This window comes from Levilactobacillus sp. HBUAS70063 (assembly GCF_038374745.1).
Classification (GTDB): domain Bacteria; phylum Bacillota; class Bacilli; order Lactobacillales; family Lactobacillaceae; genus Levilactobacillus.
On record NZ_JBANSM010000002.1, the window covers coordinates 25,895 to 46,436 of the forward strand.

The 20,542-nt window shown below is 52.3% G+C and carries 19 protein-coding genes; 17 read left to right on the forward strand and 2 right to left on the reverse strand.

What is annotated here, in order from left to right:
- Positions 1–62: 62 nt before the first annotated feature.
- Together V8I28_RS03025 and V8I28_RS03030 are read right to left on the reverse strand one after the other, a co-directional pair.
- The gene (locus V8I28_RS03025) at positions 63–686 is read right to left on the reverse strand and encodes a hypothetical protein (RefSeq protein ID WP_341778653.1); all 624 of its coding nucleotides are present in this window, start codon (positions 684–686) and stop codon (positions 63–65) included.
- Between the two features lie 308 nt (positions 687–994).
- A complete protein-coding gene (locus V8I28_RS03030) occupies positions 995–1,135 on the reverse strand; it encodes a hypothetical protein (protein ID WP_341778654.1) in 141 nt (46 codons plus the stop codon).
- 17 nt (positions 1,136–1,152) lie between these two features.
- On the opposite strand from V8I28_RS03030, the gene V8I28_RS03035 reads away from it, so the two are divergent.
- The 17 genes from V8I28_RS03035 (at position 1,153) to guaB (ending at position 20,295) form a co-directional block, all read left to right on the forward strand.
- Entirely contained in the window at positions 1,153–1,419 is a 267-nt protein-coding gene (locus V8I28_RS03035; RefSeq protein WP_341778655.1) for a hypothetical protein, read from the forward strand.
- A gap of 140 nt (positions 1,420–1,559) precedes the next feature.
- Positions 1,560–2,201: an SDR family oxidoreductase gene (locus V8I28_RS03040; RefSeq protein ID WP_341778656.1), complete on the forward strand. Its 642-nt coding sequence runs from the start codon at positions 1,560–1,562 to the stop codon at positions 2,199–2,201.
- A gap of 1,336 nt (positions 2,202–3,537) precedes the next feature.
- Positions 3,538–4,365 (forward strand): phosphopentomutase, encoded by an 828-nt coding sequence (locus V8I28_RS03045; protein ID WP_341778657.1) that lies wholly within the window; start codon positions 3,538–3,540, stop codon positions 4,363–4,365.
- A 279-nt stretch (positions 4,366–4,644) separates the two neighbouring features.
- Positions 4,645–5,901 carry a NupC/NupG family nucleoside CNT transporter gene (locus V8I28_RS03050; protein ID WP_341778658.1) on the forward strand — a complete coding sequence of 419 codons (1,257 nt, stop codon included), beginning with the start codon at positions 4,645–4,647 and terminating at the stop codon, positions 5,899–5,901.
- 440 nt (positions 5,902–6,341) lie between these two features.
- Complete coding sequence (locus V8I28_RS03055; RefSeq protein WP_341778659.1) at positions 6,342–7,658, forward strand: NCS2 family permease; 1,317 nt, start codon at positions 6,342–6,344, stop codon at positions 7,656–7,658.
- A gap of 83 nt (positions 7,659–7,741) precedes the next feature.
- Positions 7,742–8,656, forward strand: a complete 915-nt coding sequence (rihC, locus tag V8I28_RS03060) for a ribonucleoside hydrolase RihC (protein ID WP_233668731.1) — start codon at positions 7,742–7,744, stop codon at positions 8,654–8,656.
- An 881-nt stretch (positions 8,657–9,537) separates the two neighbouring features.
- On the forward strand, positions 9,538–10,419 hold the full coding sequence (locus V8I28_RS03065) for a metallophosphoesterase family protein (RefSeq protein ID WP_341778660.1): 882 nt from the start codon (positions 9,538–9,540) through the stop codon (positions 10,417–10,419).
- A gap of 265 nt (positions 10,420–10,684) precedes the next feature.
- The gene (gene rsmG / locus V8I28_RS03070) at positions 10,685–11,413 is read left to right on the forward strand and encodes a 16S rRNA (guanine(527)-N(7))-methyltransferase RsmG (protein ID WP_341778661.1); all 729 of its coding nucleotides are present in this window, start codon (positions 10,685–10,687) and stop codon (positions 11,411–11,413) included.
- A 19-nt stretch (positions 11,414–11,432) separates the two neighbouring features.
- A complete protein-coding gene (gene noc / locus V8I28_RS03075) occupies positions 11,433–12,263 on the forward strand; it encodes a nucleoid occlusion protein (RefSeq protein WP_445928173.1) in 831 nt (276 codons plus the stop codon).
- 14 nt (positions 12,264–12,277) lie between these two features.
- Positions 12,278–13,045: a ParA family protein gene (locus V8I28_RS03080; protein ID WP_341778662.1), complete on the forward strand. Its 768-nt coding sequence runs from the start codon at positions 12,278–12,280 to the stop codon at positions 13,043–13,045.
- A complete protein-coding gene (locus V8I28_RS03085; protein WP_168899651.1) occupies positions 13,035–13,919 on the forward strand; it encodes a ParB/RepB/Spo0J family partition protein in 885 nt (294 codons plus the stop codon). Before V8I28_RS03080 ends, V8I28_RS03085 begins: the two co-directional genes overlap by 11 nt.
- Before the next feature lie 17 nt (positions 13,920–13,936).
- A complete protein-coding gene (locus tag V8I28_RS03090) occupies positions 13,937–14,143 on the forward strand; it encodes a DUF951 domain-containing protein (protein ID WP_168899652.1) in 207 nt (68 codons plus the stop codon).
- Positions 14,144–14,148: 5 nt separating this feature from the next.
- Entirely contained in the window at positions 14,149–15,249 is a 1,101-nt protein-coding gene (gene ychF, locus V8I28_RS03095) for a redox-regulated ATPase YchF (protein ID WP_341778663.1), read from the forward strand.
- 16 nt (positions 15,250–15,265) lie between these two features.
- The gene (locus V8I28_RS03100) at positions 15,266–15,991 is read left to right on the forward strand and encodes a DUF1129 domain-containing protein (protein WP_341778664.1); all 726 of its coding nucleotides are present in this window, start codon (positions 15,266–15,268) and stop codon (positions 15,989–15,991) included.
- A 446-nt stretch (positions 15,992–16,437) separates the two neighbouring features.
- On the forward strand, positions 16,438–17,064 hold the full coding sequence (locus tag V8I28_RS03105; RefSeq protein ID WP_341778665.1) for a hypothetical protein: 627 nt from the start codon (positions 16,438–16,440) through the stop codon (positions 17,062–17,064).
- A gap of 221 nt (positions 17,065–17,285) precedes the next feature.
- Entirely contained in the window at positions 17,286–18,932 is a 1,647-nt protein-coding gene (locus tag V8I28_RS03110; RefSeq protein WP_341778666.1) for a teichoic acid glycosyl transferase, read from the forward strand.
- 223 nt (positions 18,933–19,155) lie between these two features.
- Complete coding sequence (guaB, locus tag V8I28_RS03115; protein ID WP_341778667.1) at positions 19,156–20,295, forward strand: IMP dehydrogenase; 1,140 nt, start codon at positions 19,156–19,158, stop codon at positions 20,293–20,295.
- The last annotated feature ends 247 nt before the right edge of the window (positions 20,296–20,542 follow it).

A 20,542-nucleotide genomic window follows, 5' to 3' on the forward strand; every position in this document is an offset into this window, starting at 1 on the left:
AAAACGTTAAAATGGTCAAACAATTTAACGCACAAGTTAGTCAACGAACAAATTAGTTCGGCTTATAGGCGTCGGAGCCGTTCAATCCGAGATTGGGTGGTAAAGTTCTGCAGGGCCTCGGTCTGTTGGGCCAGCTTGGTTGAGAACTCCGTGAGAAAGGTCAGCTCGAGGTCGGTTAGCGGCCGTTCATCCTGCGCCGCGGTCAACAAGCCATCCACGGCTGCGGTTAGTTGTTCGTTAGCCGTCAGCACTTGTTTGAAGGCGGTCGTGCCGGAGAGTCCCGTCAGGCCAGTCGTCTTGATGTGCACCGCGGACGAGCCGGTCGCAGACGTCGCGACTAGGGTCGTCTCGTGGGCGGCTGCGGCCCGTTGCTCCTGGCGTTGTACCTGGCGTTGTACCTTTGCCGGGGCCGGTGTGTTGGCGTCGAAATAGTAATAGACTTCCCGGGGTTTTACCGCGGCCTTTTTAATGCGGGGATCGATGGACGGCGCCGCAGAGACGGCCCCCATGACCACGGACTGGACGTAACCCAATTTTCCCAGCATTGCCCGGAGCTTGACGGCCCGAATGCCGCGGATACCGGGGAACTTTTCCTCGGAAACGACTTCTGAAGTCTGGTCATCCTGTAACCAAGCGATAATTTGTTGACGAATCTTTGCTGCTTGACTGTTCTTCGTATTTGCCATTGTGGGCCTCCATTGAAATTGCGTAATTATTAGTCGATTAATAATTAAATTAGCGGGGAAATGGCCGTCTCGCCAGCTTGATGGTGGTTGCGACCGTTCATTAATTACTTAATTACTAATATTGAAGCATGTTTGCCCCGCCACTGGCAAGGGGCCCGGCTTAAATTTTTGCAAATATCGGTGACAAATCCGCCGTGACTAAATTTTTCACACCAAGTATGGTACAATCTAAGTACATAGAGGAACTATTCTGGTGAAGCCGACCGCTGTGTGGTTTGGCAAGGCTGACATCACTGTGCGCACGTAGGTTAATCATGGGTTGAGCCGTGATTGTCGATGGCCGCGGCACGTTTCCCAATCTCGATTGGCCACGAGCCGATAACGGAAGGGGCGGGTTGTTGCGGCCCTTCCTTTTGTTTTGGTGCCGAGGTCAGAATAGTTTCAATCAATTTAGGAGTGAACAATTTTGCACATTTTTAGAGATGAAAACGGGATGCGGCTGGTCGTTTCCCACCAGCTCGGACACTATGCCGTCCACTTTGCGGAATACGCCCCCGAACAAGAATTTGTGAACTATGGCCTAAGCAAGGATCGGCACGGCCGTTATCATCTGACCATCGAAAAGACCAACTTAGCCGAACTCGATCAACCGGTTTTTAAGAAAGAATTGGTTTTCGGCGACCTTGGCGACAGCCTCACGCCGATTGAAGGCGTCACGTTAATGTTGATTTAAAGTCTAACCGTGTCCCAGTCCTATTGGCTGGGGCACTTTTTTATGGCCGTCGTTAAAATTAACGGAAGCTTTCGGTTGCTAAATGTAACTATTAGTATTACAGTATAACCGTAAACTAAAACGCAAAGGGGTTAATCTTGATGACAAACGTATTAGTATTGGGTGCCAACGGTAAAATCGCGAAGCTGGCGACCGCACAGCTCTTAGACAACGACCAGAACCACCTCACGCTATTCTTACGGAACGCGCAACGGTTGGCGGATGCTGCCAGCGACCGGGTTACGGTCTTCGAAGGGGATGCCAGCAGCGTGGCCAACTTGAAGTCCGCAATGGCGGGAATTGACGTGGTTTACGCTAATCTAGCCGGCCACAATATTGAGGACGAAGCCAAGGCGGTCGTCGCTGCGATGGCGGCCAGCCAGGTTAAGCGGTTAATCTGGATTTCGACCCTGGGCATTTACGACGAAGTGCCGGGGAACTTCGGCAAGTGGAACCACCAGATGCTGGACGGCGGCTACTTGGAGACCTATGCCGCGGCCGCTAAGGTCATCGAGAATTCCGATCTCGACTACACGATTATTCGGCCAGCTTGGTTGGACAACCAGGATGAAATTGATTACGAGATCACGAAGAAGGGGACGCCGTTCAAGGGAACCGAGGTCTCACGCAAGAGTATCGCCGCCGTGGTGGCCAAGCTCGTGGCCGATCCCAGTCAGGCCATTCGTGAATCCCTGGGGGTTAACAAGCCCAATACCGATGGTGACAAGCCGGCTTGGTACTAGGCATCGTTAAATAAATTTCCCTACCATAGAATGCCTACCCAGCAACGCTTATCGTGAATGCCGTTAAATTTGGCGTTCAAAACGTGTGCATTACACCTCAATTCGCGGTATAACTATGTTGTGTGTTGAGCAGAGCTCCACACAACCGTCAAAGTTTGTTTCACTTAACTGGGAATCAATTTACTAAGCTCATCTCTGTGAAACTTTTCCTCCAAACAAGAACCCATGGAATTTGCCTGGAATTGATTCATACGTTGCGATATCGTCAACGACCACGACTCGTTGGCGATATTTTTTTGGCTAAAAACGCCGCCCCTGTAACGGTTAGGCCGGAATGCGCAAAATAAATCCAGAAGTTGTGACTTATCTATTGCAAACGCTTACATCCCGTGTTACTATTATGTCACGGAAAGGAATTAAGAGTTGTGATTGCACCACATGATCTAGTTGATTCAACGCTTTACAAAGCTGATTTCCGTTTTGACGTAAGTCAGATTTACGAGTAGAGAAACCTGTATCACAGAATGTTTAGACAACTCCGATAAACCTTCTAACGAACTCTGGTAGATTCAAGCAACAGGTTCAAGAATGATGAACAACTGAATATAGTGTCAGCTTAGCGCTTCACGTAAGCGTATGTGTTTAGAGACGTGTAGACAGTGTCACAAGCATTAACTAGAGCTCGGATGTTGCGGTAACAGAGGTCATGCGAGGATTTCAAGTAGAATCGTTAAAGCGTGTTCTGTTAGGGTAATGAAGGCATTAAGATTCACGGTTACAAGCCAAAACGGTAGCCAGAAATAAAATATAGTATGATGATACGGCTGCGGCAGTTGGTTCGAAATATGAGTTATGAGGCGATTAAGTATTAAGATGATTACGAAACGGGAATTAAGTCACAACCTCCTTTCCGGAAGTTAGCGGACTTCAAGTTATCTCCATCCAACTTGAAGCCCGTTTTTATGACTTCTGGAGTAAGTTGTTCGGGTCAACCAAGCTGTGGCGGGCTTAAATGATGGTCAACCGCGTAAAACGGTTTGACAGTTTAGCTTCCCGGTGGTACGGTATTTGCAGTTAGTTGGTAGCGCTAACATGTCGGGCAAGGTCGCTTGGTAAATCCTTTTATGCAATCGGTTGCGAGTTCGGCTAATAACGCGGCATCGAGTGGCCGCGACCGGCCAGTCGCAATGATTAAGGGCCGTAATGTTCGGAAATCGAGTTTCTCAGATTTCTTGCAATCAGCCATTTACAGGGGCTCGCGGAAACGGTATATTATTACTAGACCAAAAAAATCCCGGCTGGTTTTTCTGGTTGGGACTGACCTAAGGAGTGAGAGATGGTGGCATTTCATCGCATTTTCGTGATTGACTTTGCTGGTTTAGGCCTGGGGGAAGCCCCGGACGCAAACCGCTTCCAGTCTGTCGGAACGGATACGTTAGGTCATGTAGCAGTTAGTTGGTCGGGTAAACTAAATCTTCCAACATTACAGCGGTTGGGTCTCGGAAATATTCGGGTTGACCATCCGTTGCTGGGAATTAACCCGGTTGCCACGCCGATGGGCTTCTACGGTCGGCTCCACATGGCCGCCCAGGACAATCGTCCAGAGACCGGGTTACGGGAGATGTGGGACTACAATGGGCGGACCCGCACGCAGAGTGTGCTGGCCACCTTACCCGAAGCCGGGTATCCCGTCACCATCGCCGCGCCATTTCTCAGCTACTTGCAAACACACGATGCCGCCGAGAAGATTCAACTCGGCAGTAATCAGGAGGCCTTCCGAGTGCTCAACGACCTATTGTATCGGCCGGCTTCCGGCATGGCGCTGGTGATGTTACCCGATTTCCGCTTTGCCGGGGATCACGGTGATATCGAGGCCTTCGGAGAATCGCTGATGCATACCGATGAGGCGTTGGGACAGATTATCCACGACATGGGCGTCAACGACCTGTTGATCGTGACGGCCAGTCAGGCGGTCGATCCGACGGTTGCCGTCACGCCAACGCGCGAATACTTGCCGGTACTGGCGTATTCCGCCTCGCGGCCCAGCACCCACGCCTTGGGCATTCGGCGCACCTTAGCCGATGTCGGCGCTACGGTGCTCGAAAATTTCGGCCTAGCGAGTCACGCGGCCGGACATAGCTTTTTAAATGAATTTACGCAATAGAAGAAGTTTTGAACGAACCTTGAAAGGGGGTGAGGAAGCATCATCGTTAGGGGGTAACCACTAGGTTGCAAAGGTCAACGTCGAGTAGGTCACGATACATCTATTATTTTGCAATTTCACCATTTACCGAAAACGTTGAAATCTAGGGTTACGAACTGATGCCGTTCGTTCGTAACAGAAGTTATGCGGTACATAATTTCTGCAGCCACATCGTGTCAACTTTTGTATGGCAAACGTCCATACATCAAAGAATAATATCGGAAAGAGGTATTTTGACCAATGCTAGTCGCAGTCAATATTTTAGGGGTAATCGTTTACCTCGCCATCGCGTTCTTATTCTCCAAGAATAAGAAAAAAATCAACTGGAAATCAACTGGAATTGTTTTGATTCTTAACTTGGTTCTGGCTTGGTTCTTCACCAGTTTCTCAATCGGGCAAGACATCGTTAAGGGTGCCGCCGATGGGTTCAACTGGTTAGTGCAAGTGGCCTATCAAGGGATCGTCTTCGCCTTACCTAACTGGGTAACGCCAGAATTTGGTGGGACTGCTAAGACGATGAACTTCGTCACAAGTTCCCTGCTGCCAATCTTGTTAGTTGTTCCAATGTTCGATATCCTGACTTACATCGGGGTATTGCCTTGGATCATCAAGTGGGTTGGTCGTGGCCTTTCCTTCATTACCGGTCAACCTAAGTTCGAATCTTTCTTCTCCGTTGAAATGATGTTCTTAGGGAACACTGAAGCCTTAGCCGTTTCTCAATTACAATTAAAGAGCATGCGTAAGGAACGTAACTTAACGCTTGCCATGATGTCGATGTCATGTATCACGGCTTCCATCTTAGGGGCATATACCCAAATGGTTCCTGGTCAATTCGTTCTGACGGCCGTTCCAATTAACATCTTGAACGCCATTATTGTAACGAACATGTTGAACCCTGTTGAAGTGGCCCCTGAAGAAGATACCATCGCCAAAATCGGTGGTTCTAGCGCCGCTGCTGAATCAGATGCTGTTGAAGATGACGGTAAGAAGGAACCATTCTTCTCATTCTTGGGTGACTCTATCCTGGGTGCCGGTCGTCTGATCTTGATCATCGCCGCAAACGTTATCGCCTTCGTTGCCTTAGCCGCATTGATCGACCGGATTCTTGAATTGTTCAACCCATGGTTATCTCTGGAACACATCTTAGGGATTATCATGTTCCCATTCGCTTGGTTAATGGGTCTGAACGTCCACGATGCATTCGGCTTCGCCCAATACATGGGTACTAAGCTGGTTACGAACGAATTCGTTGTCATGGGTAAGATTGCTTCTACCATCAACACTGATGCTTTCTCCGCTCACTACCGTGCCATCTTGACCGTCTTCTTAACTTCCTTTGCCAACTTCTCAACTACTGGGATGATCATTGGTTGTTTCAAGGGGATTGTCGACCGCGAAAACAACGAATTGATTTCTAAGAACGTTGGTTACATGTTACTTTCCGGGATCTTAGTTTCCCTGCTGTCTGCCGGGATCGTTGGTATCTTCGTTTGGTAAGATGTACCGTCGTTAGTTAGATTGAAGTTTTAAAATTGATAGCCCAGGGCCGTTGGCTTTGGGCTATCTGTGTCAACAGCGTGCGCCATTAATGCCTTGATATTAGGGATTTAGTACAAATATCGGTGGCAAACTGGTTGATAGGCGCGCGGCAGACCTGGATTAATTTGGTGAGTGATGGTAGGCCATTTATCGCTATTTTTGCCCGCCCGGTAAGGTGACAGACCAGCGATTATCATGGCTAACCACCGTTCACCGGAAGTTTTAACAAATGTTGTGTACAATGTAGCGAGACTAATTCGTAACTGTTCGATTAGTCCGTACGGGTGCCGACCTTCCTAGCCGGGAAGTGAAACCCAGCCGGATGCGTGAGACCATCTGGTTGCAAAGCCCGTTGAAGTTTGTGCGTCGAGTTGGCGCATCGAAAGATAGGGATTTTTATGGATAAGCAACAATCGCAGGTGGATTTAGCGAATAACATGACGCTACGAGAAGCCTTGCGGCATAAGGATGTCGTCCGCAACGAACTGATCGCGGGAGTTACTGGCTTTTTCGCCATCTCGTATATTATTATTGTGAACCCGCTGATTTTGAAAGATGCGGGGATTCCCACCGATTTGAGTGTCTTTGCGACCATCTTTTCTTCGGTAATCGGGTGTTTGGTGATGGCCTTCTGGGCTAACGCACCGATCATCTTGACGCCGGGGATGGGGGTCAACGCCTTCTTTACCTACACCATCGTGGTGAACATGGGCTTGAGTTGGCAAGAGGCCCTCGGGATTGCGGCGGTCGCCAGTTTTATTTACATGTTGATCGCCTTTACCAAGGTCTCAACGATTCTGTCGGAGGCTATTCCCGAGTCGTTGAAGAGCGGGATTACCGCGGGGATTGGGCTCTTCCTGGTGGAAATCGGCCTGGAGAAAGCCGGGCTGATTGTCGCCGGGAAGACCTCTTCGCTGGTGGTCTTGGGAGATCTGACCAAACCCACGCCACTACTGGCTTTGTTTGGCCTGGTCCTGAGTCTGATTCTGTACATCCGCAAGGTGAAGGGGAACTTCTTCATTGCGATTATCGCAACGAGTCTAGTGGCCTTCTTCTTCGGTGTTAAGGACAGCGACACGCCGAGCGTTGATCTCGCCCGGCTGGGACAGTATCACGAGATCGTCTTCAAGAATGATTTCTCTCACTGGCTGAGCACGCCATTTATTCTGGCGGCCTTCTCCATGACCATGATTCTGGTCTTTGAATCCATGGGCCTGTTGCAAGGCTTATTGCCCAACCAAAAGAAATTCAAGAAGACGTTCGAAGGCAGTTCGGTGACGACCTTCCTGTCTAGTTTCTTGGGGACCAGCCCCACGGTTGCCGCGGCCGAAAGTGCCTCGGGGATCGAAACGGGGGGCCGAACGGGTATCATGGCGCTAGTCGCCGCGGTTCTGTTCGCGCTATCGCTGGTCTTCGTGCCACTTCTGGCCTACGTGCCATCCGCGGCCATTGCGCCGGTGATTATCATTACCGGTGCGCTGATGATGGCGGCGATTGGGAACATTAAGATGGCCGACTTTTCCGAATGGTTCCCGGCATTTCTGATTATCGTGCTGATTCCATTCACCAACAGTATTTCGACCGGTCTGGCCTTTGGTTTCGTGTGCTATCCGATTATGAAGCTAACACTGGGTAAAGCCAAGGACATGACGTGGCCCGTCTACCTGTTAGGCGTACTGTTCCTACTTGATTTAGTCTTTAGTGCCCTGCTGTAACGGCGGGGTTTCACTTAAGGGTTTAAGGTAAGCGGTTACGGCCGCAATAAAAACCGAATTAATTTCATTGGGAGGAAACAAAAATGACGACAAAAATTATTATGGACACCGACCCCGGAATTGATGATGCAGCTGCTTTGACCATGGCGATCAACGACCCAAGCATTGACTTGAAGTTAATCACCACGGTTGCGGGGAACGTTACGGTCGACAAGACCACGATTAACGCCCAAAAGATTGTTCGCTTCTTCAATGCCAACATTCCAGTGGCTTCTGGTGCTGAACAACCTCTGTTCAAGGACTTTGAAGACGCCGCTCGGATTCACGGGGAATCTGGGATGCCCGGTTACGACTTCCCAACTGATCTGCCAAAGCCTTTGGCCAAGACGGCCGTAGAAGCCTTACACGATGAAATTATGGCCAGCGACGAACCCATTACCTTGGTGCCAACGGGTTCCTACACGAACATCGCCTTACTGTTCTCCGAATACCCAGAAGTTAAGAGCCACATCAAGCAAATCGTGGCCATGGGTGGTGCCTTAGGCAAGGGGAACATGACCAGTGCCGCCGAATTCAACGTCTTCACCGACCCAGATGCTGCGGCTATCATGTACAAGTCCGGTGTGCCAATCGTCATGGTTGGTTTGGACATCACCATGAAGGCCTTGTTGACCCACGAAAGCATCGAAGAATTACCTAAGATTAGCGAAACGGGTAAGATGTTGCATGACATCATCGTCAACGATGGTGACAACAGTGACAAGGGGATTGCCATGCATGACGTGAACACCATCTTCTACCTGCTCCATCCAGAAGCCATCACCACCGAAGACATGTGGATTGACGTGCAGACGGACGGTCCAGCCATTGGTGAAACGGTGGGTGACATCCGCGGGGCTTACCACGATGGCAAGACCAACGCGAAGGTCTCCGTCGATATCGACGCCGTTGAATTCAACAAGTGGTTCCTGGAAGAAGTTCGGGCTATTAAGAACTAATTCAAGCGCAAAAAGACAGTGACATTAAATCCCGGTGCGGCCAACGATGACGTTGACGGCACCGGGATTTTTAGGTGGGGCAGTGTTTTTCTGGAGAGTCGTCGGAGTGATAGGGGAATATCGCCCGTGATTTTGACGAAACCTGGTGGCAATCATTGCCAAAGCGGTAGTATCGCCAGGACAGAAGGGTTGCAAAGAATGATGGGGATGGCGAGATACCAGGTAGCCGTGAGTGAGTGCAATATGAGCTCAGCCGTGGGATTTTACAAGTGGTTTTCTTGTAAAATGGCGACTTGAAGACACGGAATTTTCGTGGCTTCAAGCGAGCTTCGAGACCGCTTCTCAGACTTGGAGCGTCCTGCCCACCGCGATCCAGCTCATATTGCGCGAACGGTAAGGCGGCATTCCCACCACCCAAACTTTTACAAAAACAAGGGGATTTCCATACAGAAATGATACATCCGCTTGGTATCATGAGATTAAATCAAGGGGAAGAGGATGATCGTATGTCCACAACGGATACAGAGACGCTGATCATACTGATTGTGACTTGGTTACCGATGTTATGGTTTTCCCGACAACCTAAACGTCATCGCTAGCCGGTGAGCGTGTTCACCGGTTAGCAGAGATTGCGTAGCGAATTCAGTGAAGTTCGTTACGCTTTTTTTGTCCCATCCAGTTAATTACGCGGCGAATTGGTTGCGGGACTTCGCGAGATTGCTCACCATCTGCGGAAACTTTACACGATGTTGACAGGGACCATACCGATTATTTACAATACTTCGCTATGCTAGAGATATCTTAGAGATCGTCCGGTTTCACCGTTGCTGAGTGTTCCGGCGACCGGCGATCATTCTTTTTTGGGGGGGAGCAACGGGGCCATGAATAAATTCACCATTGTGCACCTATCGGATCCGCAACTCACGGCGGCTACCGGCGAACCACAGTACCATCAACAGGTACCGCCGATGGAGAAGCTACAACAAATCTTTGACGATGTCCTGGCCCAACAGATTCGGCCCGACCTGATCGTGGTGGGGGGCGATCTGATTCAGGGGGGCACGGGGCAGGACTATGCGCAGCTACACGCCTATCTCAACGCGCAGTCCACCCGCTTACAGGCGCCGATTCAGGTCATCCTCGGGGATCAGGACGACCGGGCGGCATTCAATGCGGGGTACTTGGGCCAGCCACATCAACCGTACTACGCCTATAAGCACATGTATCAGAATATGGATTTCTATTTTCTCGATTCGAAATGGGAGACCCACAAGGAGGCCGGCTGGCTGAATCGCGAACAGCTGGATTGGCTGAATAAGAATCTCCACATTGCCCCGCGGCGGCGCGCCTTTATCTTTCTCCATCACCCGTTGGACGCCCCGGCGCTACGAACCATGCGGTATGCGCTGCTCCAGAACAACCGCGAACTGCTGGCCATTTTGCACGGGCACAACATCGGGGGCATCTTTACCGGTCATTTACACTTCGGGGCGAGCTACTTAGTGGATAATACGATTCCCGTCACGGTGGTGGGCTCGGCGACCACCTACATTAATTGTCAGAATCCTCATTATCACGAGGTTCACGACGCGATTAGCTATAACGTGATCACGATTCAGCGGGGGATGGCCAGCGTGACCAATCATCCGCTGTACCTGGGCCAACCGGTGATCGATACCATCACCATCAGCAATACCGGTTTTGCCAAACACCGGCCGCGGTTGACCGGCATCCGCCGGACCGTTAACCAGCCCTTTTTATAGGCGGCGGTGGCCCAATCGCGAAGCCTTCTTTTTCAAAGGGGCGGATTCCTAGCGTGACGCCGGGAGTCCGCCCTTTAACTATTTTCCCAGTGATAGGCGTTTCATGTGAACCGAATTTTCGGTATAATAGGAAACGACGTGATTACGTGGCGCCCTTCCCGTCAGTTTTGATTGGCTGGTCGGTTGCGTTTCGTAGGTAAGTAAGGTAAAGTATAATCAAACGTGAAACAATTGTGTTTCACAGAAGTGAACTGGGAGAGTGTGTATGAATCCAGAAGAGTTTCGTGCCGCGCTAGCCACGCAAGGCATTACGTTAACCGCAACACAGGAACAGCAATTCGCAACGTACTTTGAATTCTTGGTTGCGACCAATGAACACGTCAATTTAACCACGATTACGGCGGAGCCAGACGTCTACCTGAAACATTTTTACGACTCACTGACCCCGGCTTTTTATGTGCCCGCGCTGCGCACGGAACCGCTGACGGTTTGCGATGTTGGGGCCGGCGCCGGCTTTCCATCCCTACCGCTGAAGATTCTGTTTCCCCAGCTTCAGGTGAGCATCGTGGATTCGCTGAATAAGCGGATTACGTTCTTAAACGAACTGGCCGCTAAGCTCGACCTCACCGGCGTGGCCTTTCACCACGCCCGGGCCGAGGAATTCGGCGGTAAGCGGGCGGCCAACCGCGAGGGCTATGACTTGGTCTTAGCGCGCGCCGTGGCCCGGATGTCCGTGTTAAGCGAACTGTGCTTGCCACTGGTCAAGGTGGGCGGCCAGTTTGTCGCCTTGAAGGCGGCCGCGACCGCCGACGAGTTGGCCGTGAGTCATACGGCCATCACCACGCTGGGCGGTGAATTAAGCGCCGACCATGCGTTTGAACTACCGGTCAGTCACGATCAACGCCACATCGTGGTCATTGACAAGGTGAAACACACACCTAAGCGTTACCCCCGTAAAGCGGGAACGCCGAACAAAGAACCGTTAGAAGATTAATGGGATGGGGGTAAGATAATTGCCATTTTCATTATTTGGAAATAATCGGGAAAAGGCGACGCAGCCGACGCATCCCGTGAAACAAAACGTGGTGATGATTCCGGTTGCGCAGATCATTCCCAACCGGTTCCAACCGCGGCAACGGTTTGATCCCACGGCCATCACCGAGTTGGCCCAGACTATCGAAGAACACGGCCTCTTGCAGCCGATTGTGCTCCGCCAGTATGAGCCCGACCATTACGAGATCATCGCGGGCGAGCGGCGGTTTCGGGCGATTAACAGTCTGAAATGGGCCGAGGTGCCCGCCATCGTCGAGGAAATGAACGATGATGAGACGGCCTCCATGGCCCTGATCGAAAACCTCCAACGCGAGGAGTTATCCGCGATCGAAGAGGCACACGCCTACCAACAACTCATGGCGCTCAATCACCTGACCCAGGCGCAACTGGCCGAGGGGATTGGCAAGAGCCAGGGGTTCGTGGCCAACAAGCTGCGACTGTTAAAGTTAGCCGAGCCCGTGCGTAACGCCATCTTGAATCGCCAGATTACCGAACGCCACGGCCGCGCGCTCCTCGCACTGCCCGAGGCCGATCAACCGGCCATGCTCCAACGAATCGCCGATCAGCAGCTGACCGTGAAGGAAACCGAGGCCTTGATTGCCAAACACAAGCAACCCAAGCGCCGACGCAAGGTGACCAAGCACAGCGTTTCCGGCGATACCCGGGTGGCCGTGAACACGATTCGTCAGTCGGTTAAGATGGTCACGGATGCCGGCATGACGTTGTCGACCAAGGAAGAAGAAACGGCGGACAGTTACCGCATCATCATTGACATTCCCAAAGAAAGCTAGAGGTGGAACGACATATGGGCTATATCATCGCATTAGCCAATCAAAAAGGTGGCGTGGGTAAGACCACGACCGGGGTTAACCTGGGTGCCGCACTGGCATCCGCTGGTAAGAAGGTCTTGCTGGTCGATACCGATGCGCAAGGCAACGCAACCAGCGGCGTGGGCATTCAAAAGGCCACCATTGAACGCGAAGTTTACGATGTTTTGGTTAACGAAACACCGATTACCGACGCGATTTTGCATACTGAACATTCCGGGTTGGACATCGTTCCCGCAACCATCCAGCTTTCGGGTGCTGAAATCGAGCTCACGCCAATGATGGCGCGGGAGACCCGGTTAAAGGATGCCTTAGATGAGATTCGCGATCAGTACGATTATATTTTAATCGACTGCCCGCCTTCACTGGGGCTGTTGACCATCAACGCCTTTACGGCGGCCAACTCAATCCTGATTCCCGTGCAGAGTGAATACTATGCGTTGGAAGGGTTGACGCAACTGCTGAACACGGTGAAGTTGGTGCAGAAACACTTTAACCGCGACCTGAAGATTGAAGGCGTCCTGTTGACGCTGTACGATGCCCGGACCAACCTGGGTAAGCAGGTCAACGAAGAAGTGAAGAAGTATTTCCAAAACAAGGTCTACGCCACGATCATTCCGCGGAATGTGCAGTTGGCCGAAGCACCTAGTCACGGGATGCCGATTATTGATTACGCACCGAAATCCAAAGGTGCTGAGGTGTACACTGAACTCGCAAAGGAAGTGCTAGCTGCCCATGGCAAGTAAGAAAGAGAAAAGTTTAGGACGCGGGATTGACGCGCTGTTTGCCGAGAACGGCGTGGACGCCGGGGAAGAAACGGTGGTGGATTTAACCCTCGCTGACATTCGCCCGAACCCGTACCAACCACGGCAGAAGTTCGACCACAAGGGATTAAACGACTTAGCGGCTTCCATCGAAAAGACGGGGGTCTTCCAGCCGATTATTGTGCGGCAACCGGACAAGCGGGCCAACCGTTACGAGATTTTGGCGGGCGAGCGGCGTTTCCGGGCTTCCAAATTAGCTGGTAAGGAGACGATTCCCGCGATTGTTAGAGACGTTACTGAAGAACAGATGATGGAGATTGCCGTGTTGGAGAACCTCCAACGCGAGGATCTGACGCCCCTTGAAGAGGCCGAAGCCTACGATACCTTGATGACCAAGCTCACCTTGACGCAGGCCCAGGTCTCCGAACGTTTAGGTAAGAGCCGGCCGTATATCGCCAACTACTTGCGGCTGTTGGGCTTGCCCAAGGCCGTCAAAGACATGCTCCAAAAAAACGAGCTGTCGATGGGGCAGGCTCGAACGCTACTGTCCTTAAAGGATAAGACCAAGTTAGTGGCCTTAGCCAAGAAGGCCGTCGCGGATGGCATGACCGTTCGCGCATTAGAGGCCGAGGTCAGCAAGCTCAACGGGGCCGCCAAGAAGTTGGCCAAGAAACCGGCCAAGAAGAAGTCACCGTTCCTGCGTTCCACGGAGAATCAACTCCAAGAACGCTTCGGAACCCAGGTATCCATCAACGAAGGCAATGGGGATGATCACCAGGGCCGGATCGAGATTGAATACCTCTCCAATGACGATTTGAACCGTATCTTGGACCTGTTGAATATCCACACGGATTAAGCAAGGGAGGCCAAAGGATGTACGATTTAGGCGATTTGGTGGAAATGAAGAAGCCCCATCCCTGCGGCGCGAACCGCTGGGAGATTACCCGGATGGGCGCCGATATTAAGATCAAGTGTACAAATTGTGGCCACGTTGTGATGCTGTCACGGCGCGAGTTTGAAAAGAAATTAAAAAAGGTATTGGTCCGCAAGGCCGATACCGATAATGGAAAGAGTGAATAATTGCTATGTCATTAACTGCAGGGATCGTTGGCCTGCCGAACGTCGGGAAGTCAACTTTATTTAACGCGATTACCAAGGCGGGTGCCGAAATGGCGAACTACCCGTTTGCGACGATTGACCCTAACGTGGGGATGGTGGAAGTTCCCGACAGCCGGCTCGACCGGATTCAGGAGTTAATTCCAGCCAAGAAGGTTGTCCCAACCACCTTTGAATTTACAGATATTGCCGGGATCGTCAAGGGGGCCAGCAAGGGTGAAGGCCTCGGGAACAAGTTCCTGGAAAACATTCGCCAAGTTGACGCCATTGTCCACGTCGTGCGGGCCTTTGACGATGACAACATCACCCACGTTTCTGGGAAGATCGACCCCATCGATGATATCGAAACCATCAACTTGGAACTCGGGTTGTCCGACCTGGAAGCCGTTAACAAGCGGTTGGCCAAGGTGGAACGCGCGGCCAAGGGGAGCGACAAGGAGGCCAAGGCCGAATTGGCCGTGTTGACCAAGATTAAGCCCGTCCTAGAAGCCGGTGGCGCCGTGCGGACCATTGATTTCGATGAAGACGAGACCAAGATCGTAAAGGGCCTCTTCCTGTTGACCTCTAAGCCGGTCTTATACGTGGCCAACATCGCCGAAGACGACATGGCTGATCCGGAGAACTCGAAGTACTTCAAGAACATTCAGGACTACGCCGCTAAGGAAGGCGCCGAGGCCATTGCCGTCGCCGCCGAAGCCGAAGAAGAGATTGCGGAGTTGGATGACGACGAGAAGCAAGACTTCTTGGAAGCCGAAGGGGTAGAAGAACCCGGGTTGAATCGCTTAATTCGGGCCTCATATCACCTCTTAGGGCTCCAAACGTTCTTCACGGCTGGTGGTAAGGAAACCCGGGCTTGGACGTTTAAGACGGGCACTAAGGCCCCTCAAGCGGCCGGTATTATTCACTCCGACTTCGAACGCGGGTTCATCCGGGCCGAAGTCATGGCATTCGATGATTTGGATAAGTACGAATCCGAAGCGGCCGTCAAGGAAGCCGGCAAGCTGCGGGTTGAAGGTAAAGATTACGTGATGGAAGACGGCGACATCGTCGAATTCCGGTTCAACGTTTAGAAGGGAACAGAAGTAGATGAGTGATAACAAGCAAACTCCCCGCAATGCGGGCGTTCATCAGAACCGTAACTCGGTGGCGGTCAATGAACGGGCAGCGTTTGATAATCTTGGCTTGACCAAGCGTAATGCCGAATACATGTACCGCTTCAACAAGGAGCTTGAAAAGACCAAGTTGACGCCGGAGAAGAAGGCTCAAGCCGTCCAAGACATGGTCAACGAATTGGTTGAAGGTCAGAAGCGTGGCAAGACCGGGAAGAACACGTACGGGGACATCGAATCCCGCGTGAAGGAAGTCGTTGAAGGCCCAACTAAGCCGGACAATGAACTGTTTGGGCGCAACTATTGGCCGAACATGTTGTACAACGCCTTGACGTTCTTCATGATCTTCAACTTGATGTTTGGGTTGATGTACCTCTTCTCACCGAAACTGATGACCACGAGTCGTCCCGTGGGGATCACGGCCATCACCGTCAGTGCCCTGATTGCCGGGTTCATCCTGCCGATCATGCCACGGCTCTTTAGCCCGAAGATTAAGCACAAGCTCAACGGCTTCGTGCGGGCCCTGATTGTTTTGCTCGGGTTCCTGGTCTGGATGGCGTTGTTCTACCTGGCCCAAATGTTGCCGGGCGTGGTCAACCCAATCCTGATGCCATGGCCAAGCATTATCTTGGGGCTGGTCTCCATTGCCGTGATGTTCTGGATGCGGCGGACCTACAAGATCAACGGTGGCTTCTTCGGCTAAGACCGCGAGTCGCCTAGTGGTTTAACGTTAAATGAATGCTACAAGAGTCCCTGACAAGCGTGACGTGGTCGCGATTGTTGGGGACTCTTTTGGCGTTTCACGGTCACGCCCTTAAACGACCGCCGGGGCCGCGGAAATTCGGGGTTGGCGGGAACTAGCTGGTGGGGCTAATGGTGTCCGCACGAAACCACCCGATCCCATGGTGCTTCGCTTCTTTCGTGGAAAGGAATCGCCAATAATCACGGCCCGTGACGGTGACGACCGATTTTCATGAAAATACCGGAAGATCGCCCGGAGTGATGACGAACCCGGCTGATTTTATTTAGGAACTAACGGGGTAAATTTTACGGCTTGTCGCCCATCACTGGGGGATCTATGATGGCACCAAGTAGTTGAGCCAGGACGTGGCTTGATGAAAAAATCATTTTCGTGGGGAGGATTTTTTTATGAAAAAAATCTTTGGATACGTATTAGGGTTAGTTGCCGCATTGTTTGCTGCTGGAGCCGTTGCGACTGGCGCTAACGCCGACGGGAGTGCCGCCGATGCTGCCAGTGGCAGTAGTAACAATACCAGCAACGGTGAAGTCACACCGGCAACGGGGAGTAGCGCGGCCAATGATGCCAGCGATGCTAGTGCTGCCAGTGATGCCAATAGTGTCAGTTACGCCGGTGATGCGAATACGGCGAGCTACCCGAATGATGATGCGGGTGGTCTCGATATTGGTGGTTTTACGGGAAAGATTAGTCGGGCTAAGACTAAGAAGGTCAGCGTCAAGAAGATTAAGGAAGCCAAGGCCTTAGCCGCGGACAAGAAGATGCGCGGTCGTTTACATTACCATAAGGATAGCCGCGAGATCCTGTTCCAGAAGGGCAAGAAGGGTGACGAAGTGGAACTCTTCAACCGGAAGGGCCAAGAAGTTAAGAAGTTTAGAGTCGAAAAGAACGGCCGCTTTGATGTTCGCTTGACGAAGAAGCAAGCCGAAAAGCTGGACAAGGGCGGCAAGTACTTCCGCTTTGCTGTTCAACAAAAGGGCTACCGGCCTTATGAGATTCGCTACTACATTTACAAATAAAGGGCGTTTCCTGTGCAGCGACGGGATGGGCTTGGTAGACTAGACCTTGCCAATCAATCAGGGTGGTGATCCGGTCATGGCCGGGCACCGTTCTAGCCGGCACAGCCAGTGGTCAAACGAAATCAATCGACGATTAGCGTCGTCAGAAAAGGCGTGGGTAACCACGTCTTTTCTTATCGGCTCAGATTGATTGTTCACCGAATTAATGAGGAGGGGTCACGATGTTGAAGCGAATCCATTTGAAGTTACGGAGCCCGGATGGTCAGGCCTTGGGGCTATTGGCCATCGTGGGCGCCTTTATTATGACGTTTTGTTCCTACACCTCGCCAGCCTTTTACTTTGATACCTCGCCGGACAACAACGCCTTCTTCACGGTGGGGAAGGCCATGATGCACGGCATCGTCCCGTACAAGGACATCTTCGAGCAGAAGGGGCCGTACGTGTATTTTCTCCATGGGCTGGCTTACTTAGTCTCGTCGCGTAGCTTCCTGCTGATCTTTTTGTACGAGATTGCCACAGTTACGGCCGCGATGTTTCTGGTGTATAAATTAGCCAAGTTGCTGTGGCCCGCCGAGTTGCCGGCGCTACTGACCGCGTTACTTTCCCCGCTATTATTCCTGTACCATCCGTACTACGATTACGGCGATACCGTGGAGTTCTTCACGCTACCGTTGTTGTTGTCGCTGATTTATCTGTTGGTTCTGCTGGACCGGCGGCATTTCAACGTGAGTCACTGGTGGTACTTCGCCCAAGGAGCCATCGTGGGTGTCGTCTTCCTTTCGAAATACACGCTCCTAGGTGCCTGGATTATCTTCTACTTAGTGATTGTGGGGCGCCTGCTGGTGAAGCGGCAGTGGCGCGAACTCGGCCGCGTCGTTGCCTGGAGCGCCGGGGGCTTTCTATTAACGACGTTGCCGTGGCTCATTTATTTCGTGGCGACCGGGGCGTTAAAGGCCTTCATCAACGTCTATATTCTGTTTAACACCAAGGTCTACCTGACCTCGTCCGTGGCGGCGTTTGCCAATCTGGTGCAGTCCGTCACGCTGGTCTCGCAGTTCTACTGGGACAACGTCTTATTCTTTGCCCTGGGCATCGTGGGGACGCTGGTGATCCTATTTCGGTCCGAGGTCTTCACCACTAACTTTGGCCGGGGCCTCTACCTGGCGTGCGCGTTGGGCTGCGATCTTCTGGCCCTGTACGGTTACCAGTCCGGCGCGGTCTACCAGTACTACCAGCTGATTTACTTCGGCTTCTTCGTGTTGCCCTTCGTGTACTTCTGCCAGCTCTTCTTCAAACACGTCTCGCTTCCCAGCACGGACGCGCCGTTTCCCATCCTAGCGACGTTGCTGTTCAGCTTGTTTCTGGTGCTAGGCGTCAATAATAACGTGACCGATTCAAAGGTCTTTCCCAACAATAATGCGATTACGGAGCGCCAAACGACCAAGCCGCAACAACCCGCCCAGGTTGACTTTGGGCGGATCATGCGCCGCCGGACGCCGGCTCAGACGCGCTTGACCTTGCTAAATTACGGCTCGATTGACATGGGGTTCTACACGGCCTCGGGCGCGGTGCCGAACACCTATTTCTTCCAAAACTACAACATTCCGCAGAGTGCGGCGCCCCAGATTCTCCAGTCCCAGCGTGAGGTGATTCGTCAACACCGTGTGGAATGGGTGGTACTGAACACGCCGGCCGGTAAGACGGTGAAGCAGTGGCAGGGCGGTAGCGGCCGGATTACCAGCGGGAACCTGAACCCCGGGACGGCCAAGCTAGATAAGGTGTTGACGCGCCACTACCGCTGCGTGGCCCAGCATACCCAGGTTTTCGAGGGCGTCAACGTGACGTACTGGCTCTACCAGCGAAAGTAGGGCGGGAGCCAGCGCCTTGCGACGAGCTAAAATATTTAGGATAAAACCAATTTCACGAGGGGTTGTTTAGTCGCTTATTCATTTAATCGGTGCCGCCAATTCAAAGATGATAGTTCGATGAGAGTCCTTGACCTGAGTGGCCTAGACTGGTAAATTTAGAAACAATATCTCCCAGGATTCCTAACCGAGCCTGAGACTAAATTAAAGAGGAGCGATATCAACTATGTCTAATTGGGACACGAAGTTTGCTAAAGAAGGAATCACATTTGATGATGTTTTGTTAATACCCGCAGAGAGCCACGTTTTGCCGAATGAAGTTGATCTGAGTGTCCAGTTAGCACCGAACCTGAAGTTGAACGTTCCTTTCCTGAGCGCCTCCATGGATACGGTCACGGAAACCAAGATGGCCACGACCATGGCGCGTAACGGTGGTCTGGGCGTCATCCACAAGAACATGAGCGCCGAGGATCAGGCCCAGATGGTCGCGGACGTCAAGGCGATTGAAAACGAAGCTACCCAATATCCCAATGCGGCGGTCGATGCCAACAACCATCTGTTGGTGGCCGCGGCGGTCGGGGTCACGTCCGATACCTTTGACCGGGCCGGCGCCTTACTTAAAGCCGGTGCCGATGCCATCATCATCGATACGGCGCACGGTCATTCCGCGGGGGTTCTGCGGAAGGTGGGCGAGATTCGCCAACATTTCCCAGATGCAACCTTGATTGCCGGCAACGTGGCCACGGGTGAAGGCACCCGGGCCTTGTTCGAAGCCGGGGTTGACGTGGTCAAGGTCGGCATTGGCCCTGGCTCGATCTGCACGACGCGGGTGGTTGCTGGCGTCGGTGTGCCTCAGATTACGGCAATTTACGATGCTGCCAACGTGGCGCGTGAATTTGGCAAGCCAATCATCGCCGATGGGGGCATCAAGTACTCCGGTGACATCGTCAAGGCCCTGGCCGCCGGTGGGAACGCCGTAATGTTTGGCTCCATGCTGTCCGGAACCGATGAAGCCCCTGGCGACATCATCGAAGACGGCGGCAAGAAGTACAAGACGTACCGGGGGATGGGGAGCTTGGCTTCCATGTCTCACGGGTCCGCGGACCGGTATTTCCAAGGCGGCGTGAACGAAGCCAACAAGCTGGTTCCGGAAGGGATCGAAGCCCGCGTGGAATACAAGGGGAGCGTCAATGACATCCTCTTCCAAATGGTCGGGGGCTTACGTTCCGGTATGGGTTACACGGGCAGTGCCAACGTGCAAAACCTGATTGACAACGCGCAATTCGTCCGGATTTCCAACGCCGGTCTGATCGAATCACATCCGCACGATGTTCAGATTACGAAGGCAGCGCCTAACTACAAATAATGATTGAAATTGGGAGACCAGCACCTCATCCGCTTCACGCGGGGTGCCGGTCTTCTTTTGGTTTAAATGGGCTGGGCCACGCTGTCCGTACTGGTTGCCTTGCCGTTCATAGTGGTTGGGCTGGGGCGCTGGGGACGAGCCGAGATGGCGCTTCACTCCTGGCTCGGCGGGAGGCGGTTGATCGACAGTCCAGTTAAGCCAAAGTGACTGGCATGACCGAGTGGCCGATGTCGTCGTCCAACTAGTA

What these genes read in the sequence shown, in the direction of transcription:
- V8I28_RS03040 (WP_341778656.1), top strand. Translation starts at nt 1,560, where the DNA reads ATGACAAACGTATTAGTATTGGGTGCCAACGGTAAAATCGCGAAGCTG.
- V8I28_RS03025 (WP_341778653.1), bottom strand. Translation starts at nt 686, where the DNA reads ATGGCAAATACGAAGAACAGTCAAGCAGCAAAGATTCGTCAACAAATT.
- V8I28_RS03050 (WP_341778658.1), top strand. Translation starts at nt 4,645, where the DNA reads ATGCTAGTCGCAGTCAATATTTTAGGGGTAATCGTTTACCTCGCCATC.
- ychF (WP_341778663.1), top strand. Translation starts at nt 14,149, where the DNA reads ATGTCATTAACTGCAGGGATCGTTGGCCTGCCGAACGTCGGGAAGTCA.
- V8I28_RS03045 (WP_341778657.1), top strand. Translation starts at nt 3,538, where the DNA reads ATGGTGGCATTTCATCGCATTTTCGTGATTGACTTTGCTGGTTTAGGC.
- rsmG (WP_341778661.1), top strand. Translation starts at nt 10,685, where the DNA reads ATGAATCCAGAAGAGTTTCGTGCCGCGCTAGCCACGCAAGGCATTACG.
- rihC (WP_233668731.1), top strand. Translation starts at nt 7,742, where the DNA reads ATGACGACAAAAATTATTATGGACACCGACCCCGGAATTGATGATGCA.
- V8I28_RS03065 (WP_341778660.1), top strand. Translation starts at nt 9,538, where the DNA reads ATGAATAAATTCACCATTGTGCACCTATCGGATCCGCAACTCACGGCG.
- V8I28_RS03055 (WP_341778659.1), top strand. Translation starts at nt 6,342, where the DNA reads ATGGATAAGCAACAATCGCAGGTGGATTTAGCGAATAACATGACGCTA.
- V8I28_RS03085 (WP_168899651.1), top strand. Translation starts at nt 13,035, where the DNA reads ATGGCAAGTAAGAAAGAGAAAAGTTTAGGACGCGGGATTGACGCGCTG.
- V8I28_RS03110 (WP_341778666.1), top strand. Translation starts at nt 17,286, where the DNA reads ATGTTGAAGCGAATCCATTTGAAGTTACGGAGCCCGGATGGTCAGGCC.
- V8I28_RS03100 (WP_341778664.1), top strand. Translation starts at nt 15,266, where the DNA reads ATGAGTGATAACAAGCAAACTCCCCGCAATGCGGGCGTTCATCAGAAC.
- V8I28_RS03105 (WP_341778665.1), top strand. Translation starts at nt 16,438, where the DNA reads ATGAAAAAAATCTTTGGATACGTATTAGGGTTAGTTGCCGCATTGTTT.
- V8I28_RS03090 (WP_168899652.1), top strand. Translation starts at nt 13,937, where the DNA reads ATGTACGATTTAGGCGATTTGGTGGAAATGAAGAAGCCCCATCCCTGC.
- guaB (WP_341778667.1), top strand. Translation starts at nt 19,156, where the DNA reads ATGTCTAATTGGGACACGAAGTTTGCTAAAGAAGGAATCACATTTGAT.
- V8I28_RS03080 (WP_341778662.1), top strand. Translation starts at nt 12,278, where the DNA reads ATGGGCTATATCATCGCATTAGCCAATCAAAAAGGTGGCGTGGGTAAG.